The following is a 19441-nucleotide window of genomic DNA, read 5'->3' on the forward strand; positions in this document are numbered from 1 at the left end:
GTATAGGGGATACAAATGAAAGGCATAATTCTTAATCAAGAACAAGGAATTTATTTAGTTTCTGGTAATGATGGCAAGCGTTATAAGTTTTCGCTTATGGATTGGTCAGGAAAAGTTCCACCAAAAGTTGGCGATGCCGTTGATTTTGTATGTAATGATGATGTTATTAGTTCTATTTTTCCAATATTGGAAAATAAACAGTCTGAGCATTCAAAAGTAGCACTTCTTTTTGTTTGTTTCTTTTTTGGGCTACTGGGCATTCACCGTTTTATGGTTGGTAAAGTTGGGACAGGCGTTTTAATGCTTATTTTCTCCTTGACAGGTATTGGGTTGGTCGTTAGTGGAGTTTGGATGTTTATTGATCTTGTGCTTATTGCGACAGGAGAGTTTTCTAAAAAAAAATAGAAATAAAATCATAAGTGAAAAGAATTGGTAGTTTAAATTATCGTTTCTATATTATGTAAACGATCGTTTTATAGGTGGTGAAAATGAGAGGCGTAATTATTAGTCAAGATCAGGGCATTTATCTCATTTCGGGTGATGATGGTAAGCGTTATCAATTTGCAACTTGGGATTGGTTAGGAAAAAAGCCACCTAGGATTGGTGATACTGTTGATTTTGTGTATGAGGGGGATACTGTCACTTCTGTATTTCCAATATTATTTCAACATTCAGAACAATCAAGAATATTGATTGCGCTGGTTTGCTGGTTTGCTGGTATATTTGGTGTTCACCGCTTTATGGTTGGTAAAATTGGCACAGGTATTTTAATGCTTCTTTTATCTTTATCAGTTTTTGGATTAGTCATTAGTGGAATTTGGGCTATTATTGATTTTATATTCATTGTGGCTGGAAGATTTTCAGATAAAAATGGACATAGAATATAAGTTTATAAATTAAAGTGATTGGTTAATTTAACAGTTTTAGCAATAATCATAAATGCAATTTTATAGATAATAGATAATAAACTGAAGATTATTATTAAGAATATCCTTTTATACATATTGAATTATAATAATGATGTGTATGTCATTTCTTCATAGTTTAATCGGTTAGGAAAAGTTTTTCTGATGATTTGTGATGTCTCTGATTTTGCGTGTGATCGTGTTAGTTCATAAATTTATTTTGCTCTTAAAATCATAAAAGTGATAGAAGTGGTACTTATGTTCTTTTTTTGAATTTTTAGTATATTTTTTATCCATAACTTTTTATTTTTGTAAGATTAGAACAGGCACTTTAATGCTTGTTTTTTTTATTCGTTTTCAGGTAAATAATTTTGTTTTTAATAAAATTTTCTAGTTTTATCGTGAAATTAAAGAGAAAAAAACAGTTGTTTGGGTATTTATGTTGGGTAAGGAGATATTAATAAAAGGTATGCATATTTTATGCAAATTATTAAAAAAAAATGTGCTATCTTATGTGGACAAAGCAGAAACGTAGATCGGCTAAAGTGCGCTTTATATTACCTCTTATAACAGTTGGGGTTTTAAGTTATTTTGGTTATCACATTTATCATGGTGAGTATGGATTGTTTTCACGTAGTGAAGTCAACCGGCATATTATTGAATTAGAAGAAGAGCTTCATAAAGCAAAAAATGAACGTATGTTCATGGAAAGGCGTATTTTTCTTTTACGCGATGGGCATATTGAAAAGGATATGCTTGATGAATATATCAGAAAAAATCTAAATTTTTCTAAGCCCAATGAATTAACAGTTTTAAATTCTCTCTCTGGTATTAAAAATGAATAAAAATTGCCTAATTTAAACTGTCTAATTTAAAATATGTCCTACAGTGTCATTTGAATTTGGTGATAATGCTTGTAACTTTTGTTCGTAGAGGTTATTCCTGAGTAATCATAGAAGGGAGTTTAATATGGCAGAACAGCTGAAAAAAAATTCTGCATCGGTAGCTTATCCTGCATTATCAAATGCTACAAAAGTAGCGCAAGCCGCTAATTTTACAAAAAAAGAGGAAATTGACGCTTACCGTGAAATGCTTTTGATACGTCGTTTTGAAGAAAAAGCGGGACAGCTTTATGGGATGGGATTAATAGGAGGTTTTTGTCACCTTTATATAGGACAAGAAGCTGTTGTCGTTGGAACTTTGATGGCTACAAAAGAGGGGGATCAGATTATAACATCTTATCGTGATCATGGTCATATGTTGGCAGTAGGCATGAGCCCACGTGGTGTAATGGCGGAGTTAACAGGGCGCCAAGGAGGTTTTTCAAAAGGGAAAGGTGGCTCAATGCACATGTTTTCCAAAGAAAAACATTTTTATGGTGGACATGGTATTGTTGGTGCGCAAGTTCCAATTGGTTCAGGTTTAGCATTTTCGAATCAATATCTTGGTAAAGATAATGTAACATTGGTTTATTTTGGTGACGGTGCTGCAAATCAGGGGCAAGTTTACGAAAGTTTTAATATGGCTTCGCTTTGGAAACTTCCTGTTGTTTATATTATTGAAAATAATCAATATGCTATGGGAACGTCAGTTGCACGCGCATCTGCGGAAACAGATTTTTCTCGTCGAGGTATTTCTTTTGAAATTCCAGGTATCGTTGTTGATGGTATGGATGTTCGTGTAGTAAAGGGAGCTGCTGATGAAGCAATTTCTTGGGCGCGTTCAGGTAAGGGACCGATTATTCTTGATATGCAAACTTATCGGTATCGAGGGCATTCCATGTCTGATCCAGCAAAATATCGATCAAAAGAAGAAGTTCAAAAAGTAAAAGAGGAACATGATCCAATCGATCAGGTCAAGAATCGTATCCTAAAACAGAGTTGGGCAAGCGAAGACGATTTAAAGTCTATTGATAAAGAGGTACGTGCAATCGTGGCTGATGCAGTAGAGTTTGCTCAAAATGATCCAGAGCCAGATGTTTCTGAGCTCTACACAGATGTTATAGTTTGATGCGAGAGGAGCGAATATGTCTATTAATGTTTTGATGCCAGCACTTTCGCCAACGATGGAAGAAGGTAAATTATCTAAATGGCTCAAAAAAGAAGGTGATAAAGTTAATTCTGGTGATGTGATTGCTGAGATTGAAACAGATAAAGCAATGATGGAAGTAGAAGCTGTTGATGAGGGTATTATTGGTAAAATCTTGGTGCCTGAAGGTTCTGAAGGCGTGAAGGTTAATAGCGTTATTGCTATATTATTAGAAGAAGGTGAAAGTGCTAAAAATATTTCGCAAGCTGCTGATTCTGTAAATAATCATCAAAAATCTGGAAAAGAATCTTTCTCTTCTCCTTCATTTATACCTACACCTCCTGATTTTGATGTTATGGCTGATCCTGATATCCCTGTGGGGACACAAATGGTTTCAATGACTGTTCGTGAGGCCCTTAATCAGGCTATGGCTGAAGAAATGCGACGCGATGAAATGGTCTTTTTGATGGGGGAAGAAGTCGCAGAATATCAAGGCGCTTATAAAGTGAGCCAAGGTTTGTTAGAAGAATTTGGTGCGCGCCGGGTTGTCGATACGCCAATTACAGAACAGGGTTTTGCAGGGTTAGCCGTTGGTGCTGCATTTGGGGGGTTACGTCCTATTGTTGAATTTATGACATTTAATTTTGCTATGCAGGCGATTGATCAAATTATAAATTCTGCAGCGAAAACGCGTTATATGTCTGGTGGACAAATGTCTGCCCCTATGGTTTTTCGTGGTCCTAATGGTGCAGCTGCACGTGTTGGTGCTCAGCATTCTCAATGTTATGCTTCTTGGTATAGCCATATTCCAGGTCTTAAAGTTGTTATGCCCTATAGCGCCGCAGATGCAAAAGGTTTGCTTAAGGCTGCTATTCGTGATGATAATCCTGTTATTTTTCTTGAAAATGAAATTTTATATGGTCATCAGTTTGAAGTTCCCCAAATAGACGATTTTGTTTTGCCTATTGGTAAGGCACGCATTCATAAACCAGGCAAAGATGTTACAATTGTGGCATGGGGAATTGGAGTGCATTATGCTGTTCAAACGTTGCCGGAAATTGAAAAGCTTGGTATTGATGCAGAGTTGATCGATTTACGGACTATTAGACCGATGGATCTTCCGACAATTATTGCTTCAGTTAAAAAGACAGGTCGTTTGGTAACAATAGAGGAAGGATATCCCCAATCATCTGTTGGAACCGAAATAGCAACACGAGTTATGCAGCAGGCTTTTGATTATCTTGATGCGCCAGTCGCTACAATTGCTAGTAAAGATGTTCCTATGCCTTATGCCGCTAATCTTGAAAAATTGACTTTACCTAGCACTGCTGAAATTCTTGAAGCCGTTAAGGCTGTAACTTATAAAGCGTAACGGAGGAAAGCACTATGCCCATTAAAATTAAGATGCCTGCGCTTTCTCCTACGATGGAAGAAGGGAATTTGTTGAAATGGAATGTTAAGGAAGGAGATAAGGTTTCTCCTGGAGATGTTATCGCTGAGATTGAAACAGATAAAGCAACAATGGAAGTAGAGTCTGTAGATGAGGGAACGGTTGCTAAAATTGTTGTTCCTGTTGGAACACAGGGAGTGAAGGTTAATACCTTAATTGCTGTTTTAGCAGAGGAAGGCGAAGATGTAGCTGAAGCTGCAAAAATAGCAGAAGAAAAGTCTGCTTCGTCTACTGCCGAAAAATTAGATAATATGCAACAGACCGATTCTAAAGCAGTAACACAGGGATCTCATTTATCATCACATCAGAATCAGCGACCAATTCAACAAGATGGAAAAGCTATGCGTTTTTTTGCTTCTCCTTTAGCGAGACGGTTAGCAGCTCAAGCAGGTCTTGACTTATCGCTTGTTTCTGGTAGCGGTCCGCACGGACGTATTATTCAGCGTGATATAGAAAAAGCCATGAGTGGTGATGTTTTGAAAGCTTCTTCTTCATCACAAATTGCACAGAAGATGGCTACAGATTCTTCTGATAGGCAGGTACTGAAGCTTTTTAAAGAGGATGAATATACATTTATACCTCATAATAATATGCGTACAACAATTGCAAGACGTTTAGTTGAATCAAAACAAAAAGTTCCGCATTTTTACGTAACAGTAGATTGTGAACTCGATTCGTTGTTGGCGTTACGTGCGCAATTAAATGCTGCTGCTCCGATGATGAAGATGCAGGAGGAATCTATACCTGCTTATAAAATTTCAGTGAATGATATGGTTATTAAGGCTGTGGCACTTTCTTTAAAAACTGTTCCTGATGCTAATGTGTCATGGCTTGAAGAAGGGATGCTTCATCACAAACATTGTGACATTGGAGTCGCTGTTTCTGTTCCGAATGGGCTGATTACGCCAATTATCCGCCATGCAGAAAAGAAATCTCTGTCGGTAATCTCAAATGAGATGAAAGATTTTGTAAAGCGTGCACGTGAACGTAAGCTAAAAATGGAGGAATATCAGGGAGGTACAACGGCTATCTCAAATATGGGAATGTATGGTGTAAAGAGCTTTTCTGCTATTATTAATCCACCACATGCAACAATTTTTGCAATTGGTGCGGGTGAACAACGTGCTGTTGTTAAAAAGGGTGCATTAACCGTTGCAACAGTCATGTCGGTCACACTTTCTGTGGATCATCGTGCTGTTGATGGCGCGTTAGCAGCAGAGCTTGCTCAAACCTTTAAGAAAATGATTGAAAATCCATTGGCAATGTTGATTTGAGCATTTTAAAAGTGTTTCACATAATTGTGTGTGATGATAGTGGTGTGTTAGTACAATAAAAGCGGATTTAAAGAGCTTAAATGGCAATGTCGTTACCTTTTCTGATTTGGTAAAAGCATTTATATGAAGCTTAATTAAACGAGAGAGATTAGAAGATTGGTTTTGCGTTTTCTCTTTATCTCAAGCTTGAGAAAGCCTATATCCGTTTTTTATATGTCCATGGAGGAATGACTGTGGCAAATCTTTATGATGTAATTGTAATTGGCTCGGGCCCTGGCGGATATGTAACGGCAATTCGTGCAGCACAGTGTGGTCTTAAAACTGCAATTGTTGAACGTGAGCACTTAGGTGGAATTTGTTTAAACTGGGGTTGTATTCCAACAAAAGCTCTTTTACGCTCAGCAGAAATAAAGCATTTTTCTGAACATGCAGAAAATTATGGTTTGAAGTTGAACGGCTCAGTTGAAGCAAATATCAAGGATGTCGTAGCACGTTCGCGCGGAGTTTCTGCACGTTTAAATGCTGGTGTTGGTTTTTTGATGAAAAAAAATAAAATCGATATCATTTGGGGAGAAGCAAAGCTTACTAAAGCAGCTAAAGGAAATCAGCCGGCAGAAATTATGGTTTCTCCATCCTCTAAACCGATTATGCAACCACAAAACCCAGTACCTAAGGGAACATTGGGAGAAGGGGCATATCAAGCAAAGTACATAATTATTGCAACAGGTGCACGTCCTCGTTATCTGCCTAACATTGAGCCAGATGAAAAGCTGGTTTGGACCTATTTTCAGGCTATGATTCCAAGCTCGATGCCAAAATCACTTTTGGTAATGGGTTCTGGAGCAATTGGCATTGAATTTGCTTCTTTTTATCATGATATGGGAGCGGAGGTAACAGTTGTTGAAATGATGCCTCATATCATGCCAGCTGAAGATGCTGAAATTTCAACATTTGCTCGAAAACAGTTGGAAAAAAAAGGTATCCATATTTTTACGGAAGCAAAGGTTACAAAGATTCAAAAATCTTCTGATTCTATTACCGCGCATATTGACATTAAAGGTGATATACAAAAAATCACAGCTGATCGATTGATTTCGGCTGTTGGAGTTCAGGGTAATATTGAAAATCTTGGATTAGAAACTTTAAATATAAAGACTGATCGTGGATGTATTGTAACTGATGAGTGGAGTTGGACAGGTGTGGAAGGTATTTATGCTATTGGTGACGTTGCCGGTCCTCCCATGTTGGCACATAAAGCGGAAGAAGAAGGTGTGATATGCATTGAACGTCTTGCCGGATTAAAAAATGTTCATCCACTTGATAAGAAAAAAATTCCAGGATGTACATATTGTACACCGCAAGTTGCTTCTGTAGGACTTTCAGAAAAGGCTGCAAAAGATGCAGGTTATGATATCCGTGTTGGTCGTTATTTCTTTTCAGCTAATGGAAAGGCTATCGCTTTAGGGGAAGATCAAGGGTTAGTTAAAACCATTTTTGATAAAAAAACGGGACAACTTCTCGGTGCGCATATGGTAGGGGCAGAAGTCACTGAGCTAATTCAGGGTTTTGTTATTGCTATAAATCTTGAAACAACTGAAGAAGAGTTGATGCATACTGTCTTTCCACATCCAACATTATCGGAAATGATGAAGGAAAGTGTATTGGACGCTTATGGTCAGGTTTTGAATGCTTAATGACTGCATTGCATGAAAAATCTTGTTTTTAGATTTGCATTAAAGCTCCATATCTACGAGACAGAGGCTTAAATGGTTACGGTTGTTGATAGAGTCACGAATAAGAGGTTGCGTCATCCTGAAAAAGCGCATCGTCCAGATACAATTATTCAGAAAAAACCTGATTGGATTCGTGTAAAAGCACCAACGTCAAAAGTGTATAAGGAAACACACGGTATTGTACGCGCCAATAAACTAGTGACGGTGTGTGAAGAGGCAGGTTGTCCAAATATTGGTGAATGCTGGAGCCAGCGGCATGCTAGTTTTATGATTTTGGGTGAAATATGTACACGAGCTTGTGCTTTTTGTAACGTTGCGACGGGTGTTCCTCTTGCAGTTGATGATGATGAGCCAGAACGTGTGGCGGATGCCGTCGCACAGATGAAATTAAAGCATGTTGTGATTACATCTGTTGATCGCGACGATCTTTCTGATGGTGGAGCACGACATTTTGCAAAAGTTATTTATGCCATTCGTCGGAAAGCTACTCAAACAACAATTGAAGTTCTAACACCTGATTTTCGACATAAGGATGGTGCTTTAGAGATTGTTGTAGATGCTAAACCTGATGTTTTTAATCATAATTTGGAAACAGTACCCTCTAAATATTTAAAGGTACGTCCAGGAGCGCGCTATTTTCATTCAATTCGGTTGTTACAGCGTGTTAAAGAACTTGATCCGACGATTTTCACAAAATCAGGAATTATGGTTGGCCTTGGAGAAGAACGAAATGAAGTTCTGCAATTGATGGATGATTTACGTTCTGCTGATGTTGACTTTATGACAATTGGACAGTATTTGCAGCCTACACGAAAGCACCATCCGGTTATTCGTTTTGTACCTCCTGAAGAATTTGAATCTTTTGCTAAAATTGGTAAAGTGAAAGGCTTTTTGCATATGGCTTCCAACCCTTTAACGCGTTCATCTCATCATGCAGGAGATGACTTTAAAATTTTACAAAAAGCGCGTGATGAAAAATTTTCTTTACAGAGATAACTATGCCAACTTTTACAACACATCGGCAAATGGCCTATAGTGTCCACGAAATGTTTGATCTTGTTTCAGATGTTGAACGTTATCCTGAATTTTTACCGATGTGTGAGGCACTGACGATACGTTCTCGGAAGAAGCATGAGGACAAAACATTGCTTCTCGCGGATATGACGGTTGGTTATAAAATTATTCGAGAAACTTTTACGACACAAGTCTTTCTTCAACCGAAAAAAAGTCTCATAGAAGTTAAATATATTGATGGTCCATTCAAATATCTTGAAAATCGCTGGGCATTTCATCATGTCGAAAATAAAAATGCATGCAATGTAGAATTTTTTATCGATTATGAATTTAAAAACAAAATGCTTGGGTTAATGATGGGTTCAATGTTTGATGTTGCATTTCACAAGTTTACCGATGCTTTTGAAATGCGTGCTCATCAAATTTATGGTTCTCTAAGAGTCTAGTTTATTAATTAATTGCGTTGCATAAAAAGTTTTAAATTTTATAAATTATGATTGTAAAATATGAAATCTAGATATGCAGAGTGTTATTTAAGAGATTCTAAGATCATTTTGAACGCGTTTTTAACGGTTGCATAGCGAATAGCATTGCGATCAAGACTTTCGAAGTGCATTTTTGTGTGTAGAGTTTTACGATTTTTGTGAGCAACTGCGAAGTGCACAAGTCCAACAGGTTTACTGGGGCATGCTCCTCCAGGTCCTGCGATGCCAGTGACAGAGACTGCAATTTCAGCTTTTGAATGTTTTAATCCACCCTCAGCCATTGCAATAGCCACTTCTTTTGAAACTGCGCCATGTATTTTTATAAGTTCAGAACATACGCCAACAAGACGCACTTTAGATTCATTTGAATAAACAACAAATCCACAATCAAAAACGTCAGATGATCCTGGAATATTGGTGAGATTTGCGGCAATAAGCCCTCCTGTACAAGATTCAACAGTTGTTAAAAGAAAACCTTTTTTACGACAAGCAGCAAGGACTGCATGTGCCTGTTTTTCACAAAAATATGTCATTCAGAAATGCCTCTTGAATAAAGGACAGTAGCAGTTGCAAGAGCAGCAATACCTTCTCCACGACCGATAAATCCAAGCTGTTCATTTGTTGTTGCTTTTATAGAGATTCGATCTGGCGAAATTGCAAGTATATTCATAAGGTTTGTCATCATTGTATGACGATAGGGACTAATCTTAGGATTTTCAGCTATTAGTGTGATGTCAACATTGGTAATCCGTCCATCAGCTTGTTTTATAATATCAAGAGCATGACGTAGAAAGATCTCTGACGGCGCATCTTTCCATTGAGGATCAGAAGGGGGGAAATGTGTACCAATATCTCCTATACCTCGGGTAGCAAGAAGAGCATCTGTTAATGCATGAAGAGCGACATCTGCATCTGAATGTCCGCTCAATTTTTTATGAAAAGGAATTTTTATACCGCACAGCGTAACGAAAGCTCCTTCCTCAAAAGAGTGAACATCATAACCATTGCCTGTGCGGATATCGGGAAATATTTGCATTTTTTTTGAGAGGTATAAATGTGCTGTTTTAAAATCTTCGTTCCATGTAATTTTTATATTGTTAGGGTCTCCAAGAATGGTACGCATAGGAATACCAAACCACTCGGCAATTGCTGAATCATCAGTAAAGTTATCTTTGTAGGACTCTTTCGCTTTTTCATGAGCCGCTAAAATACGTTTAAATGAAAAACACTGTGGAGTTTGTGCGCTGTAAAGATGAGTGCGCGGGATTGTTTCTACAATATGGTGTTCTTGATTCACACGTTTAAGAGTATCAGAGACAGCAAGAACAGGAATAACACCTTCTTGGTGATTGATGGTAGCATGAATTGTTTCAAGGAGTTTATTTTCTATAAAAGGGCGCGCACCGTCATGGATATGGACATATTCGGGGTTAATATTTTTAAGTGCGTGTAGCCCGCATAAAGTGGATGCTTGACGTGTTTTTCCTCCTTCAACAATAATGAGCTGTTCTTTTAAATTACCTAGAGCTTGTTCACAAATTTGATTATCTTCTGGATGAATAACTAAGACGATTGTTGTAATTGCTGGATGCTGTAAAAAACAACGTACGGTATGACAAATAACCGGCTCTTGTCCTAAAAGTCGATATTGCTTTGGAGTTTTTTGCAAAGATCTTGCTCGTTCACCGCGTCCCGCGGCTAATATTATTGCTGCAATAGAAATACTAGGTCTCCTTTTGTATTATTTCAGCGAATTGTTTCTTGATCGTCAATTGTAAATTGATTTTGAAAGGATGATTTTTGCAAATCAGCAAGAGAGGTTACTGATAATACATCAAAAAAAGCGTTTAATGCTTTTTTTAGTGCGGTGTGTAAATTACAAAAACCTATCAATGGACAGTTAGATTCTGCATTATCAAAACATTCTGCCATGGAAAAGTTATCTTCTGTTACTTTTACAACATCTGCTATTGAAATTTCTTCTGCAGGTTTTGCCAATTTAATACCACCATTACGCCCTCGTACTGTTTTAACAAAACCAGCTTCAACGAGTGGTTGAAGAATTTTAAACAAAAAAAGTTCAGAAATAGCATATGCTTTTGCAATTTCTGGAACGTGATTTAGGGATTTTTGATTATCTGCGCAATACATGAGCATTCGGAGGGCGTAATTTGTTTGTTTTGTTAATCGCATTTTACCTCCTATATTCAGCACCACTTCATGAATGCACTTTATCTTAATTTTTACAATAATTTGTAAAATATAAAATTTAAAAAATATTTTGAGAAGTAGAGAAATTTTCTATTTATTAAACTGGTTGCATTTGTTTAAAATGGGGTTATTGATATTGTCAATTTTTATAGCAAGAGATTATATGGAGATTACAGAGTAGAATAACGTAAGCTAATCATGAATACAATATCCATGAAGGATCTCCGAAAAAAAAATAGAAAAACGTATAACAACGAACACTATCGTTTAAATAAGGTATACACCTTATTAGGTATAGCGATTATTGTTTTAGCATTGTTAACGGCTTCAATTTCGTTTATTATTCTTATTGGATTAACTCCTCTCGTCCCTAGTAGAGCTGTAACATTTATTCTTATTGGAGTTAATAGCGTTTGGGTTGTGGGACTTGTAATCATTGTTCTCTATGAGATGATTCCTATTATTCGCGCGTGGCGCTCAAAACGTGCTGGATCACGTTTGCATGTGCGCCTTATTTCATTATTTACACTTGTTGCGACGGTGCCAGCTGTTGCTGTAGCTCTTGTATCAGGTCCTGCACTTAATTTAGGGCTTGATAGGTGGTTTGATACGACAACACGACAAATTGTAGGTTCTTCTATCGATTTGGCAGATGCATATGCGGATGAAATGCTTCAAAATTTAAAAAATTTATCCTATACTATGGCATTTGCACTTGATAATAAAAAACTTTTAGAGCGCAATCCAGCTGAATACAGGATGCAATTAACACGCCATGCTGCAGGGCGTAATTTACGTGGGGCATTTTTGTTAAGTTCAAGCGGGACTGTTTTTATCTCGAGTGATCTTGGAGATGAGAATGAGTTGCCTATTCCCCCATCTAGTCTTATAGAACGAGCAACAAGAACAAGTCCTTTTTCTTTTCAACCAGGAGTTCATGATTATTTTGGTATTATTTTGAAGTTTACCAATATACCAAATACATTTTTGTATTTGGTTCGTGATGTTGATAAAGATGTTTTAGCTGCTTTACGTTTAACAGAGGTTAATACAGATCGTTATCGTGATCTTAATGAAAACCGTCTGCCAACGCAAATTGCATTCGGCATGCTCTATCTCTGTCTCTTTTTTAGTTTATTTTTATCCGCTATTTGGACTGGTATTGCAGTTGCTGAGCGCTTGGTGCGTCCTATTCGTCTTCTCATTAGTGCTGCTGATGATGTTGCTTCTGGAAATATGGATGTTTTTGTTCCGGTGCGCGCCAGGGATGGGGATATTGGACAATTATCAAAAACTTTCAATTACATGGTAAGTGAGCTAAAAAGCCGACGCAATGAATTAATTGCGGTTCGTGATCAAATTGATGAAAGACGGCGTTTTTCTGAAGCTGTTTTGTCTGGTGTGACAGCGGGTGTAGCTGGAATTGGTGATAATGGTGATATTACAATTATCAATCGGTCTATTGAAACAATGTTTGATATTAGTGCTGAACAAGTTATTGGACATAATCTTTTGTCATTAAGTGCTGAAATTTGGCAAGTTTTTAAGTTTGCACGCTTATCGGGTCGTAAAAATCATCGTGAGCAAGTTACCTTGAGTGTTGCAGGACAAGAGCGTGTTTGCAATGTGCAAATTACAATGGAAGAAAATGATGGGCATGGACAATCTTGGGTTTTAACGATTGATGATATTACAGACCTTGTAGAGGCTCAACGTTCATCAGCATGGGCAGATATTGCACGTCGCATTGCACACGAAATCAAAAATCCACTGACACCTATTCAATTATCTGCTGAACGTATTCGTAAACGTTACGATAAAGTTATTAAACAAGACAAGGAAGTTTTTGAGCGGTGTATTGAGACAATTATTCGGCAAGTTGGGGATATTGGGCGTATGGTTGATGAGTTTTCTTCTTTTGCACGTATGCCTAAACCGAGAATGCGTATTTTAGATATTCGAGAATTGTTACGTGAAGCATGTTTCTTGATAGAAGTTGCTCGACATGATATTTATTTTGAGCAAGACTTAGGAAATGTACCGCTTATAGGTGCATTTGATAATCGTCTTATTGTTCAGGCTTTTTGTAACGTCATCAAAAATGCAAGCGAATCTATTGATTCTGTAATGAGAGAAGAAAGTGTGCGCGGGCATATTTTGATTCGTTCTTACTATCAAGAAGGCTTTTTATTTGTGGATGTTGTTGATAACGGTAAAGGCTTGCCAAAAGAACAACGACAAAAAATATTAGAACCTTATATAACGACGCGAGAAAAAGGGACGGGGCTCGGATTAGCTATTGTACGAAAAATAATTGAAGATCATGGTGGTTATATGGAATTACATGATGCACCTAAAAATTTTTATGAAGGTCGTGGCGCGATGATCCGTTTAGTATTTTCATCGTCTGTGGCTGGGCAGAACGTTATTGCACAAGTTACAGATTATACAATAGGGGAATAAGATGGTATCAGATATTTTAATTATTGATGATGAAGCGGATATTCGTGAACTTGTTGCTGGTATTTTAGACGATGAAGGCTATGAAACACGCGTTGCATGTAACTCTGACGGAGCGTTAGCGCAAATTAATGAACGTGTTCCTAAGTTAATCTTTTTGGATGTTTGGTTACAGGGAAGTTCTCTTGATGGATTGGCATTACTTGATGAAATTAAGACGCGTTATCCTGCTCTTCCAGTGGTTATGATTTCTGGTCATGGTAATATTGAAACAGCTGTTTCTGCTATAAAACGAGGCGCATATGATTTTATTGAAAAACCTTTTAAAGCTGATAGGCTTGTATTGGTTGCTGAGCGAACACTTGAAAATTCAAAACTAAAACGTGAGCTTTTAGAATTGCGCAAGCATTCAAGTGAGATGCCAGAATTACTCGGTTCATCACATGCTATGAAACACTTGCGTCAAACCATAGAAAAAATAGCGCCGACTAATAGCCGCATTATGATTACTGGTCCTTCAGGTTCTGGTAAAGAGGTTGTGGCGCGTACTATTCATGCGCTTTCTACACGCTCAAATGGTCCATTTGTTGCAATAAATGCGGCAACGATTACTCCAGAGAGAATGGAAATCGAGTTATTTGGGAATGAAATGGAAGGAAAAGAACGTAAGATTGGTGCGTTAGAAGAAGCGCATGGAGGGACGTTATATCTTGATGAAATCGCTGATATGTCACGTGAGACACAAGGTAAAATTCTTCGGGTATTGACAAGTCAGACATTTGAAAGAGTTGGTGGTGTAAAGCGTGTTAAAGTAGATGTTCGTGTCATTTCTTCGACAGCTCAAAGTCTTGAAAGTCTTATTGCTAATGGATGCTTTAGAGAAGATCTATTCCATCGCCTATCGGTTGTTCCTATCACTGTTCCACCACTTGCTGCGCGTCGTGAAGATATTCCAGAGCTTGTACGCCATTTTATTAAAATAATATCTCAGCAAGTTGGTATTAAGCCACGTGAAATTAGTGATGATGTGATAGCTATTTTGCAAACACATGCTTGGCCAGGGAATGTAAGACAATTACGCAATAATATTGAACGTCTTCTCATTCTTGTGCGCGATGGTGATGATCCAATAACAGCAAAGTTGCTTCCCCCGGAAATGAGTGATTCTTTACCACGGCTTCAAATGGATGCAGATGAAAATATAATGGATTTACCGTTGCGTGAAGCGCGGGAGTTATTTGAAAAGAGATATTTAGTAGCGCAGATTGGACGTTTGGGTGGCAACATATCGCGCACAGCTGAATTTATAGGTATGGAGCGTTCAGCTTTACATCGTAAACTTAAGGCGCTTGGAGTTTCATAGATTATGCGTGTTATTATTTGCGGAGCAGGGCAGGTTGGTTATGGAATAGCAGAACGTCTTGCGGCTGAAAATCACGATGTTACCGTTATTGATATTGAAGCGAGATTGATTGAAAAAATTAGTGATACGTTAGATGTGAGAGGTTTTGTTGGTTATGGCTCACATCCTGAGGTGTTGTTAGCTGCAGGTGCGGATAAAGCTGATATGTTAATTGCAGTGACTTTGTTTGATGAAGTTAATATGGTGGCTTGTCAGGTGGCACACTCATTGTTTAATGTTCCAACAAAAATAGCACGTATTCGCTCACAATCTTATTTAAAGTCATATTATAAAATTCTTTTTTCTAGAGAAAATATTCCTATAGATATGGTTATATCACCAGAGATTGAAGTTGGTGAAATGGTTTTACGTCGTATTGCTTTACCTGGTGCAGTAGATGTTCTTTATTTTTGTAATGATGAAGTTGTTGCGTTAGCCTTAGAGTGTATGGAAGATTGTCCGGTTATTAATACGCCTTTGCGTCAATTAACAGAGCTTTTTCCAGATCTTCGTACAACGGTTACGGCTATAAAGCGTGGATCAGACTTATTTGTTGCGCATTCAAATACGCAATTGCTTGTTGGTGATGTCATTTATCTTGTTGTTGCTCGTGATCAAATGCGTCGTGCAGTTGGGCTTTTTGGTCAAAAAGAACAGGATACGCATCGCATGATTATTGCAGGGGGTGGTCATATTGGTCTTTATGTTGCACAGGCTATTGAGAAACGCTTAAATAAATCAAAATTGAAGATTATAGAATCGCAAAAAGAGAGAGCATTAATCATTGCTGATAAACTTGAGAAAGCGACGGTTTTATACGGCAATGTATTAGATCCTGTCATCCTTCAGGAAGCTAAAATTGGTCAGGCTGATTTGATGATTGCTTTGACCAATCAAGATCAAGTTAACCTTTTAAGCGCTATTATAGCTAAAAGGCTGGGATGCAAAGCGAATATGGTATTAATTAATAATGTTGCTTACCAGGATTTTAGTCGCGCGGTTGGTGTGGATGCATATCTTAATCCTCATAGTGTTACTATATCAAAAATTTTGCAACAAATGCGTCGTGGGCGTATTCGTGCAGTTCATTCAGTTTTTAATGGTCAGGCTGAGATTATTGAGGCTGAAGTGATGCAGACATCTTCCTTAGTTGGTAAGACATTGTCAGAGCTTAATTTATCAAATGGTCTGAGGATTGGTGCAATTTATCGTAATAAGACGATAATACAGCTTTCGGCAGATACACGTATTTTATCTGGTGATAGGATAGTGATTTTTGCTCTTGCTGATAGTGTTCGTGATGTTGAACAATTATTTCGAGTGAGTTTAGAATATTTTTAATATTTTTTCACGATATTTACATATTCGGTCGTGGTAATTAGTTAAGGTTAATGAGCAAGTTTTGCTTATTGTTAAATGGATATGGTAGAGAAAAACACTAAATTTCTTAAATTGTTATACAAAATAAATAATGTGTTTATTAATATTAAATTAAATGTTTTCGAATCAGCTTTATAGATTTGTTGGCTGAGTGTTTTAATTTTAGTTTTTTCCATATTATTTTGATAAAATATGAGTGAAATGGTTAATTATATACAAATGTTATCTAATGAAACGAGTTTATACAGATATAGACAAGTGTTGGTTTGTTAAAGTATTTTGTAAAAAGAAAGCATTTGTATTTTATTTGCCATTTTATAATCTATTATAAAGGTTATTGAGGATTGTGAAGTAGGCGCAAAATCATTTTTAAATGGCTAAAATCTCTATGCTATGTTTAAAAAATATTTTGTTTAAGAGAAAAATCCATTTTTTGAGGGGGGTTGAAATCTTTGGCAATGATGGTATTTCCTAACTAAACTTTATTTTTATAAAACAAAGGAAAAAATTTTATTATTGTTGAATTAAATAAAAAATTGAGTGCATTTTTGTCCATTTTTTGTGTTGTGTCATTTGCAAGCTTATATTTGTCGGAGCTTTACATGAACAAGAAGGTCAAAATCATTTAAAAATTTATCCGTTGGCAAATTTTCGTGTTCTCGGTGTTTATGATTTATTTAGGTACGATTGTCATTATTATTTTTAATCAATACAATTTTAATTTTGAGTGAATAATTTTGATTGTGGTTTGTGCAAGAAAGTCATGGTAGCTTAGGGATGCAGACGTTGAATGCGTAAAGAGCGATTATTATATTAATGGAAGTAAAAGTATGAGTGATTCAATGAAAACAGCATTAAGTCTTGTTCCTATGGTTGTTGAACAGACTAATCGTGGTGAGCGAGCTTATGATATTTTTTCTCGTCTTTTAAAAGAGAGAATCATTTTTATTAATGGCCCTATCGAAGATGGTATGGCGATGCTCGTTTGTGCGCAATTGCTTTTTTTGGAAGCAGAAAATCCTAAAAAAGAAATTAGTCTTTATATTAATTCGCCAGGAGGTGTTGTTACATCTGGTATGGCAATTTATGATACTATGCAATTTATTCGTCCTCCTGTCTCTACACTTTGTATGGGACAGGCTGCATCTATGGGATCATTACTGCTAACTGCTGGAGCAAAAGGTCATCGTTTTGCATTACCAAATGCACGTATTATGGTGCATCAGCCTTCAGGTGGTTTCCAGGGACAGGCTTCAGATATTGAACGGCATGCGCAAGATATCATAAAAATGAAGCAGCGTTTAAATGAAATTTATGTTCAACATACAGGTCAAGATTATGAGGTTATTGAGAGAACGCTTGATCGTGATCATTTTATGACAGCAGAAGAAGCGAAGCAGTTTGGCTTGGTTGATAATGTTATACAGTATCGTGCAGAAACTGAAAAAGAAGAAAAAGACTAACAATTTTTCAAAAAAAAAAGACTACTTTAAGTAAGGAATTTTGTAAAGATATCATAAACATAAAATAATAGAAGATATCTAAATTGTTATGATGCGCGATGTGTGTTTTTGTATGTATTTTGTAGTTTTATTATGAAAAGCTTCCTTAAAAAAACGAAGTCTTCATATATCGTGGTGAAAGGAAAGTAAAATGAGCAAAATTGGCAATAGCGGGAACGAATCAAAAAATACTCTCTATTGCTCGTTCTGCGGCAAAAGTCAGCATGAAGTGCGTAAGCTCATCGCGGGACCGACTGTATTCATCTGTGATGAATGTGTAGAGCTTTGCATGGATATTATTCGTGAAGAAAATAAATCTTCTGGGGTTAAGGCGCGTGATGGTGTTCCTACTCCACAGGAAATTATAACAGTTCTCGATGATTACGTGATTGGTCAGCGGCACGCAAAGCGTGTTCTTTCTGTTGCTGTCCATAATCATTATAAGCGACTTGCGCATCAGTCTAAGAGCAGTGATATAGAATTAGCGAAATCCAATATCCTTCTTGTTGGCCCAACGGGGTGTGGTAAAACTTATCTAGCGCAAACATTAGCGCGTATTATTGATGTCCCTTTTACTATGGCTGATGCGACTACATTGACTGAAGCAGGCTATGTTGGTGAAGATGTTGAAAACATTATTTTAAAACTTCTTCAAGCAGCTGATTACAATGTTGAACGTGCGCAGCGTGGTATTGTTTATATTGATGAAGTCGATAAGATTTCTCGTAAAGCAGAGAATCCATCTATTACAAGAGATGTTTCAGGAGAAGGTGTTCAGCAAGCATTGTTAAAAATCATGGAAGGAACAATCGCTTCTGTTCCGCCACAAGGTGGACGTAAACATCCGCAGCAAGAGTTTCTTCAGGTAGATACAACAAATATTTTATTTATTTGTGGAGGTGCATTTGCTGGTTTAGAACGTATTATCTCAGGACGTGGTGAGAGAACTTCTATCGGCTTTTCTGCTACTGTTAAGGCTCCTGACGAGCGCTGTGTAGGTGAAATTTTTCGTGATTTAGAACCTGAAGATCTTATCAAATTTGGTTTAATACCAGAGTTTATTGGCCGTCTTCCTATTGTAGCTACTTTAGAGGATTTGGATGTTAATGCGCTTGTTCAAATTTTGTCACAACCAAAAAATGCGTTGGTGAAGCAATATCAGCGCCTTTTTGAGATGGAAAATGTTGAACTGACGTTTCATGAAGATGCATTACGGGTTATTGCTAAGAAAGCTATTGAACGGAAAACTGGTGCACGTGGTTTACGTTCTATTATGGAGAAAATACTTCTTGAAACTATGTTTGAGTTACCAGCCCTTGAAGGTGTTCAAAAAGTGGTAATTTCAAGCGATGTTGTTGATGGGAAGGCACGTCCTCTTTATCTTTATTCAGAACGTGCTGAAGATAAGGAAAACGTATCAGCATAACATTATTTTATATGAAAAGTTGTAATAAATATCATTTAAGAGTGGATGTTTTTAGATATTATAGACATATAATACCAGTAATGCTTGTAGTTACCATTTTCATGTTATTGTGAAAGAGTAAATGGATTTATAAAGGCAGGCTTGTATAGTGGATGAATCATAGGCTCCAGA

17 protein-coding genes are annotated in these 19441 nt (G+C 37.0%); 14 read left to right on the forward strand and 3 right to left on the reverse strand.

Features of this window, described 5'->3' with window-relative positions; translation table 11 throughout:
• The first annotated feature begins 15 nt into the window (after positions 1–15).
• The 9 genes from V4P55_RS01070 (at position 16) to V4P55_RS01110 (ending at position 8850) form a co-directional block, all read left to right on the forward strand.
• Positions 16–405: an NINE protein gene (locus tag V4P55_RS01070; protein ID WP_455474568.1), complete on the forward strand. Its 390-nt coding sequence runs from the start codon at positions 16–18 to the stop codon at positions 403–405.
• A gap of 83 nt (positions 406–488) precedes the next feature.
• A complete protein-coding gene (locus tag V4P55_RS01075; protein ID WP_455474570.1) occupies positions 489–887 on the forward strand; it encodes a TM2 domain-containing protein in 399 nt (132 codons plus the stop codon).
• Between the two features lie 530 nt (positions 888–1417).
• A complete protein-coding gene (locus V4P55_RS01080) occupies positions 1418–1750 on the forward strand; it encodes an FtsB family cell division protein (RefSeq protein ID WP_455475088.1) in 333 nt (110 codons plus the stop codon).
• 124 nt (positions 1751–1874) lie between these two features.
• Positions 1875–2915, forward strand: a complete 1041-nt coding sequence (gene pdhA, locus V4P55_RS01085) for a pyruvate dehydrogenase (acetyl-transferring) E1 component subunit alpha (protein WP_455474571.1) — start codon at positions 1875–1877, stop codon at positions 2913–2915.
• Positions 2916–2931: 16 nt separating this feature from the next.
• On the forward strand, positions 2932–4305 hold the full coding sequence (locus tag V4P55_RS01090; RefSeq protein ID WP_455474573.1) for a pyruvate dehydrogenase complex E1 component subunit beta: 1374 nt from the start codon (positions 2932–2934) through the stop codon (positions 4303–4305).
• 14 nt (positions 4306–4319) lie between these two features.
• On the forward strand, positions 4320–5657 hold the full coding sequence (locus V4P55_RS01095) for a pyruvate dehydrogenase complex dihydrolipoamide acetyltransferase (protein WP_455474575.1): 1338 nt from the start codon (positions 4320–4322) through the stop codon (positions 5655–5657).
• 233 nt (positions 5658–5890) lie between these two features.
• Positions 5891–7351: a dihydrolipoyl dehydrogenase gene (gene lpdA / locus V4P55_RS01100; protein ID WP_455474576.1), complete on the forward strand. Its 1461-nt coding sequence runs from the start codon at positions 5891–5893 to the stop codon at positions 7349–7351.
• 72 nt (positions 7352–7423) lie between these two features.
• Positions 7424–8386: a lipoyl synthase gene (lipA, locus tag V4P55_RS01105; RefSeq protein ID WP_455474578.1), complete on the forward strand. Its 963-nt coding sequence runs from the start codon at positions 7424–7426 to the stop codon at positions 8384–8386.
• A gap of 2 nt (positions 8387–8388) precedes the next feature.
• Positions 8389–8850 carry a type II toxin-antitoxin system RatA family toxin gene (locus V4P55_RS01110; RefSeq protein WP_455474580.1) on the forward strand — a complete coding sequence of 154 codons (462 nt, stop codon included), beginning with the start codon at positions 8389–8391 and terminating at the stop codon, positions 8848–8850.
• Positions 8851–8933: 83 nt separating this feature from the next.
• Here the strand turns inward: V4P55_RS01110 and V4P55_RS01115 are convergent, their stop codons facing one another.
• The 3 genes from V4P55_RS01115 to rirA form a co-directional block, all read right to left on the reverse strand.
• A complete protein-coding gene (locus V4P55_RS01115; protein WP_455474581.1) occupies positions 8934–9422 on the reverse strand; it encodes a CinA family protein in 489 nt (162 codons plus the stop codon).
• Entirely contained in the window at positions 9419–10558 is a 1140-nt protein-coding gene (locus tag V4P55_RS01120; protein ID WP_455474582.1) for a bifunctional 2-C-methyl-D-erythritol 4-phosphate cytidylyltransferase/2-C-methyl-D-erythritol 2,4-cyclodiphosphate synthase, read from the reverse strand. The genes V4P55_RS01115 and V4P55_RS01120 overlap by 4 nt, the downstream gene beginning before the upstream one ends.
• A gap of 77 nt (positions 10559–10635) precedes the next feature.
• Positions 10636–11082, reverse strand: coding sequence for an iron-responsive transcriptional regulator RirA (gene rirA, locus V4P55_RS01125; RefSeq protein WP_455474584.1), 447 nt, complete (start codon positions 11080–11082; stop codon positions 10636–10638).
• Positions 11083–11298: 216 nt separating this feature from the next.
• Here rirA and V4P55_RS01130 point away from each other — a divergent pair, with 216 nt between their 5' ends.
• The 5 genes from V4P55_RS01130 (at position 11299) to clpX (ending at position 19270) form a co-directional block, all read left to right on the forward strand.
• Positions 11299–13563 (forward strand): ATP-binding protein, encoded by a 2265-nt coding sequence (locus V4P55_RS01130; protein ID WP_455474585.1) that lies wholly within the window; start codon positions 11299–11301, stop codon positions 13561–13563.
• Position 13564: 1 nt separating this feature from the next.
• Positions 13565–14923 carry a nitrogen assimilation response regulator NtrX gene (ntrX, locus tag V4P55_RS01135; protein WP_455474587.1) on the forward strand — a complete coding sequence of 453 codons (1359 nt, stop codon included), beginning with the start codon at positions 13565–13567 and terminating at the stop codon, positions 14921–14923.
• Between the two features lie 3 nt (positions 14924–14926).
• Positions 14927–16303: a Trk system potassium transporter TrkA gene (gene trkA / locus V4P55_RS01140; protein WP_455474589.1), complete on the forward strand. Its 1377-nt coding sequence runs from the start codon at positions 14927–14929 to the stop codon at positions 16301–16303.
• An 869-nt stretch (positions 16304–17172) separates the two neighbouring features.
• Positions 17173–17805 (forward strand): ATP-dependent Clp endopeptidase proteolytic subunit ClpP, encoded by a 633-nt coding sequence (clpP, locus tag V4P55_RS01145; protein ID WP_455474591.1) that lies wholly within the window; start codon positions 17173–17175, stop codon positions 17803–17805.
• Positions 17806–17995: 190 nt separating this feature from the next.
• Positions 17996–19270: an ATP-dependent Clp protease ATP-binding subunit ClpX gene (gene clpX, locus V4P55_RS01150; RefSeq protein ID WP_455474592.1), complete on the forward strand. Its 1275-nt coding sequence runs from the start codon at positions 17996–17998 to the stop codon at positions 19268–19270.
• The last annotated feature ends 171 nt before the right edge of the window (positions 19271–19441 follow it).

This window comes from Bartonella sp. B30(2025) (genome assembly GCF_053793825.1).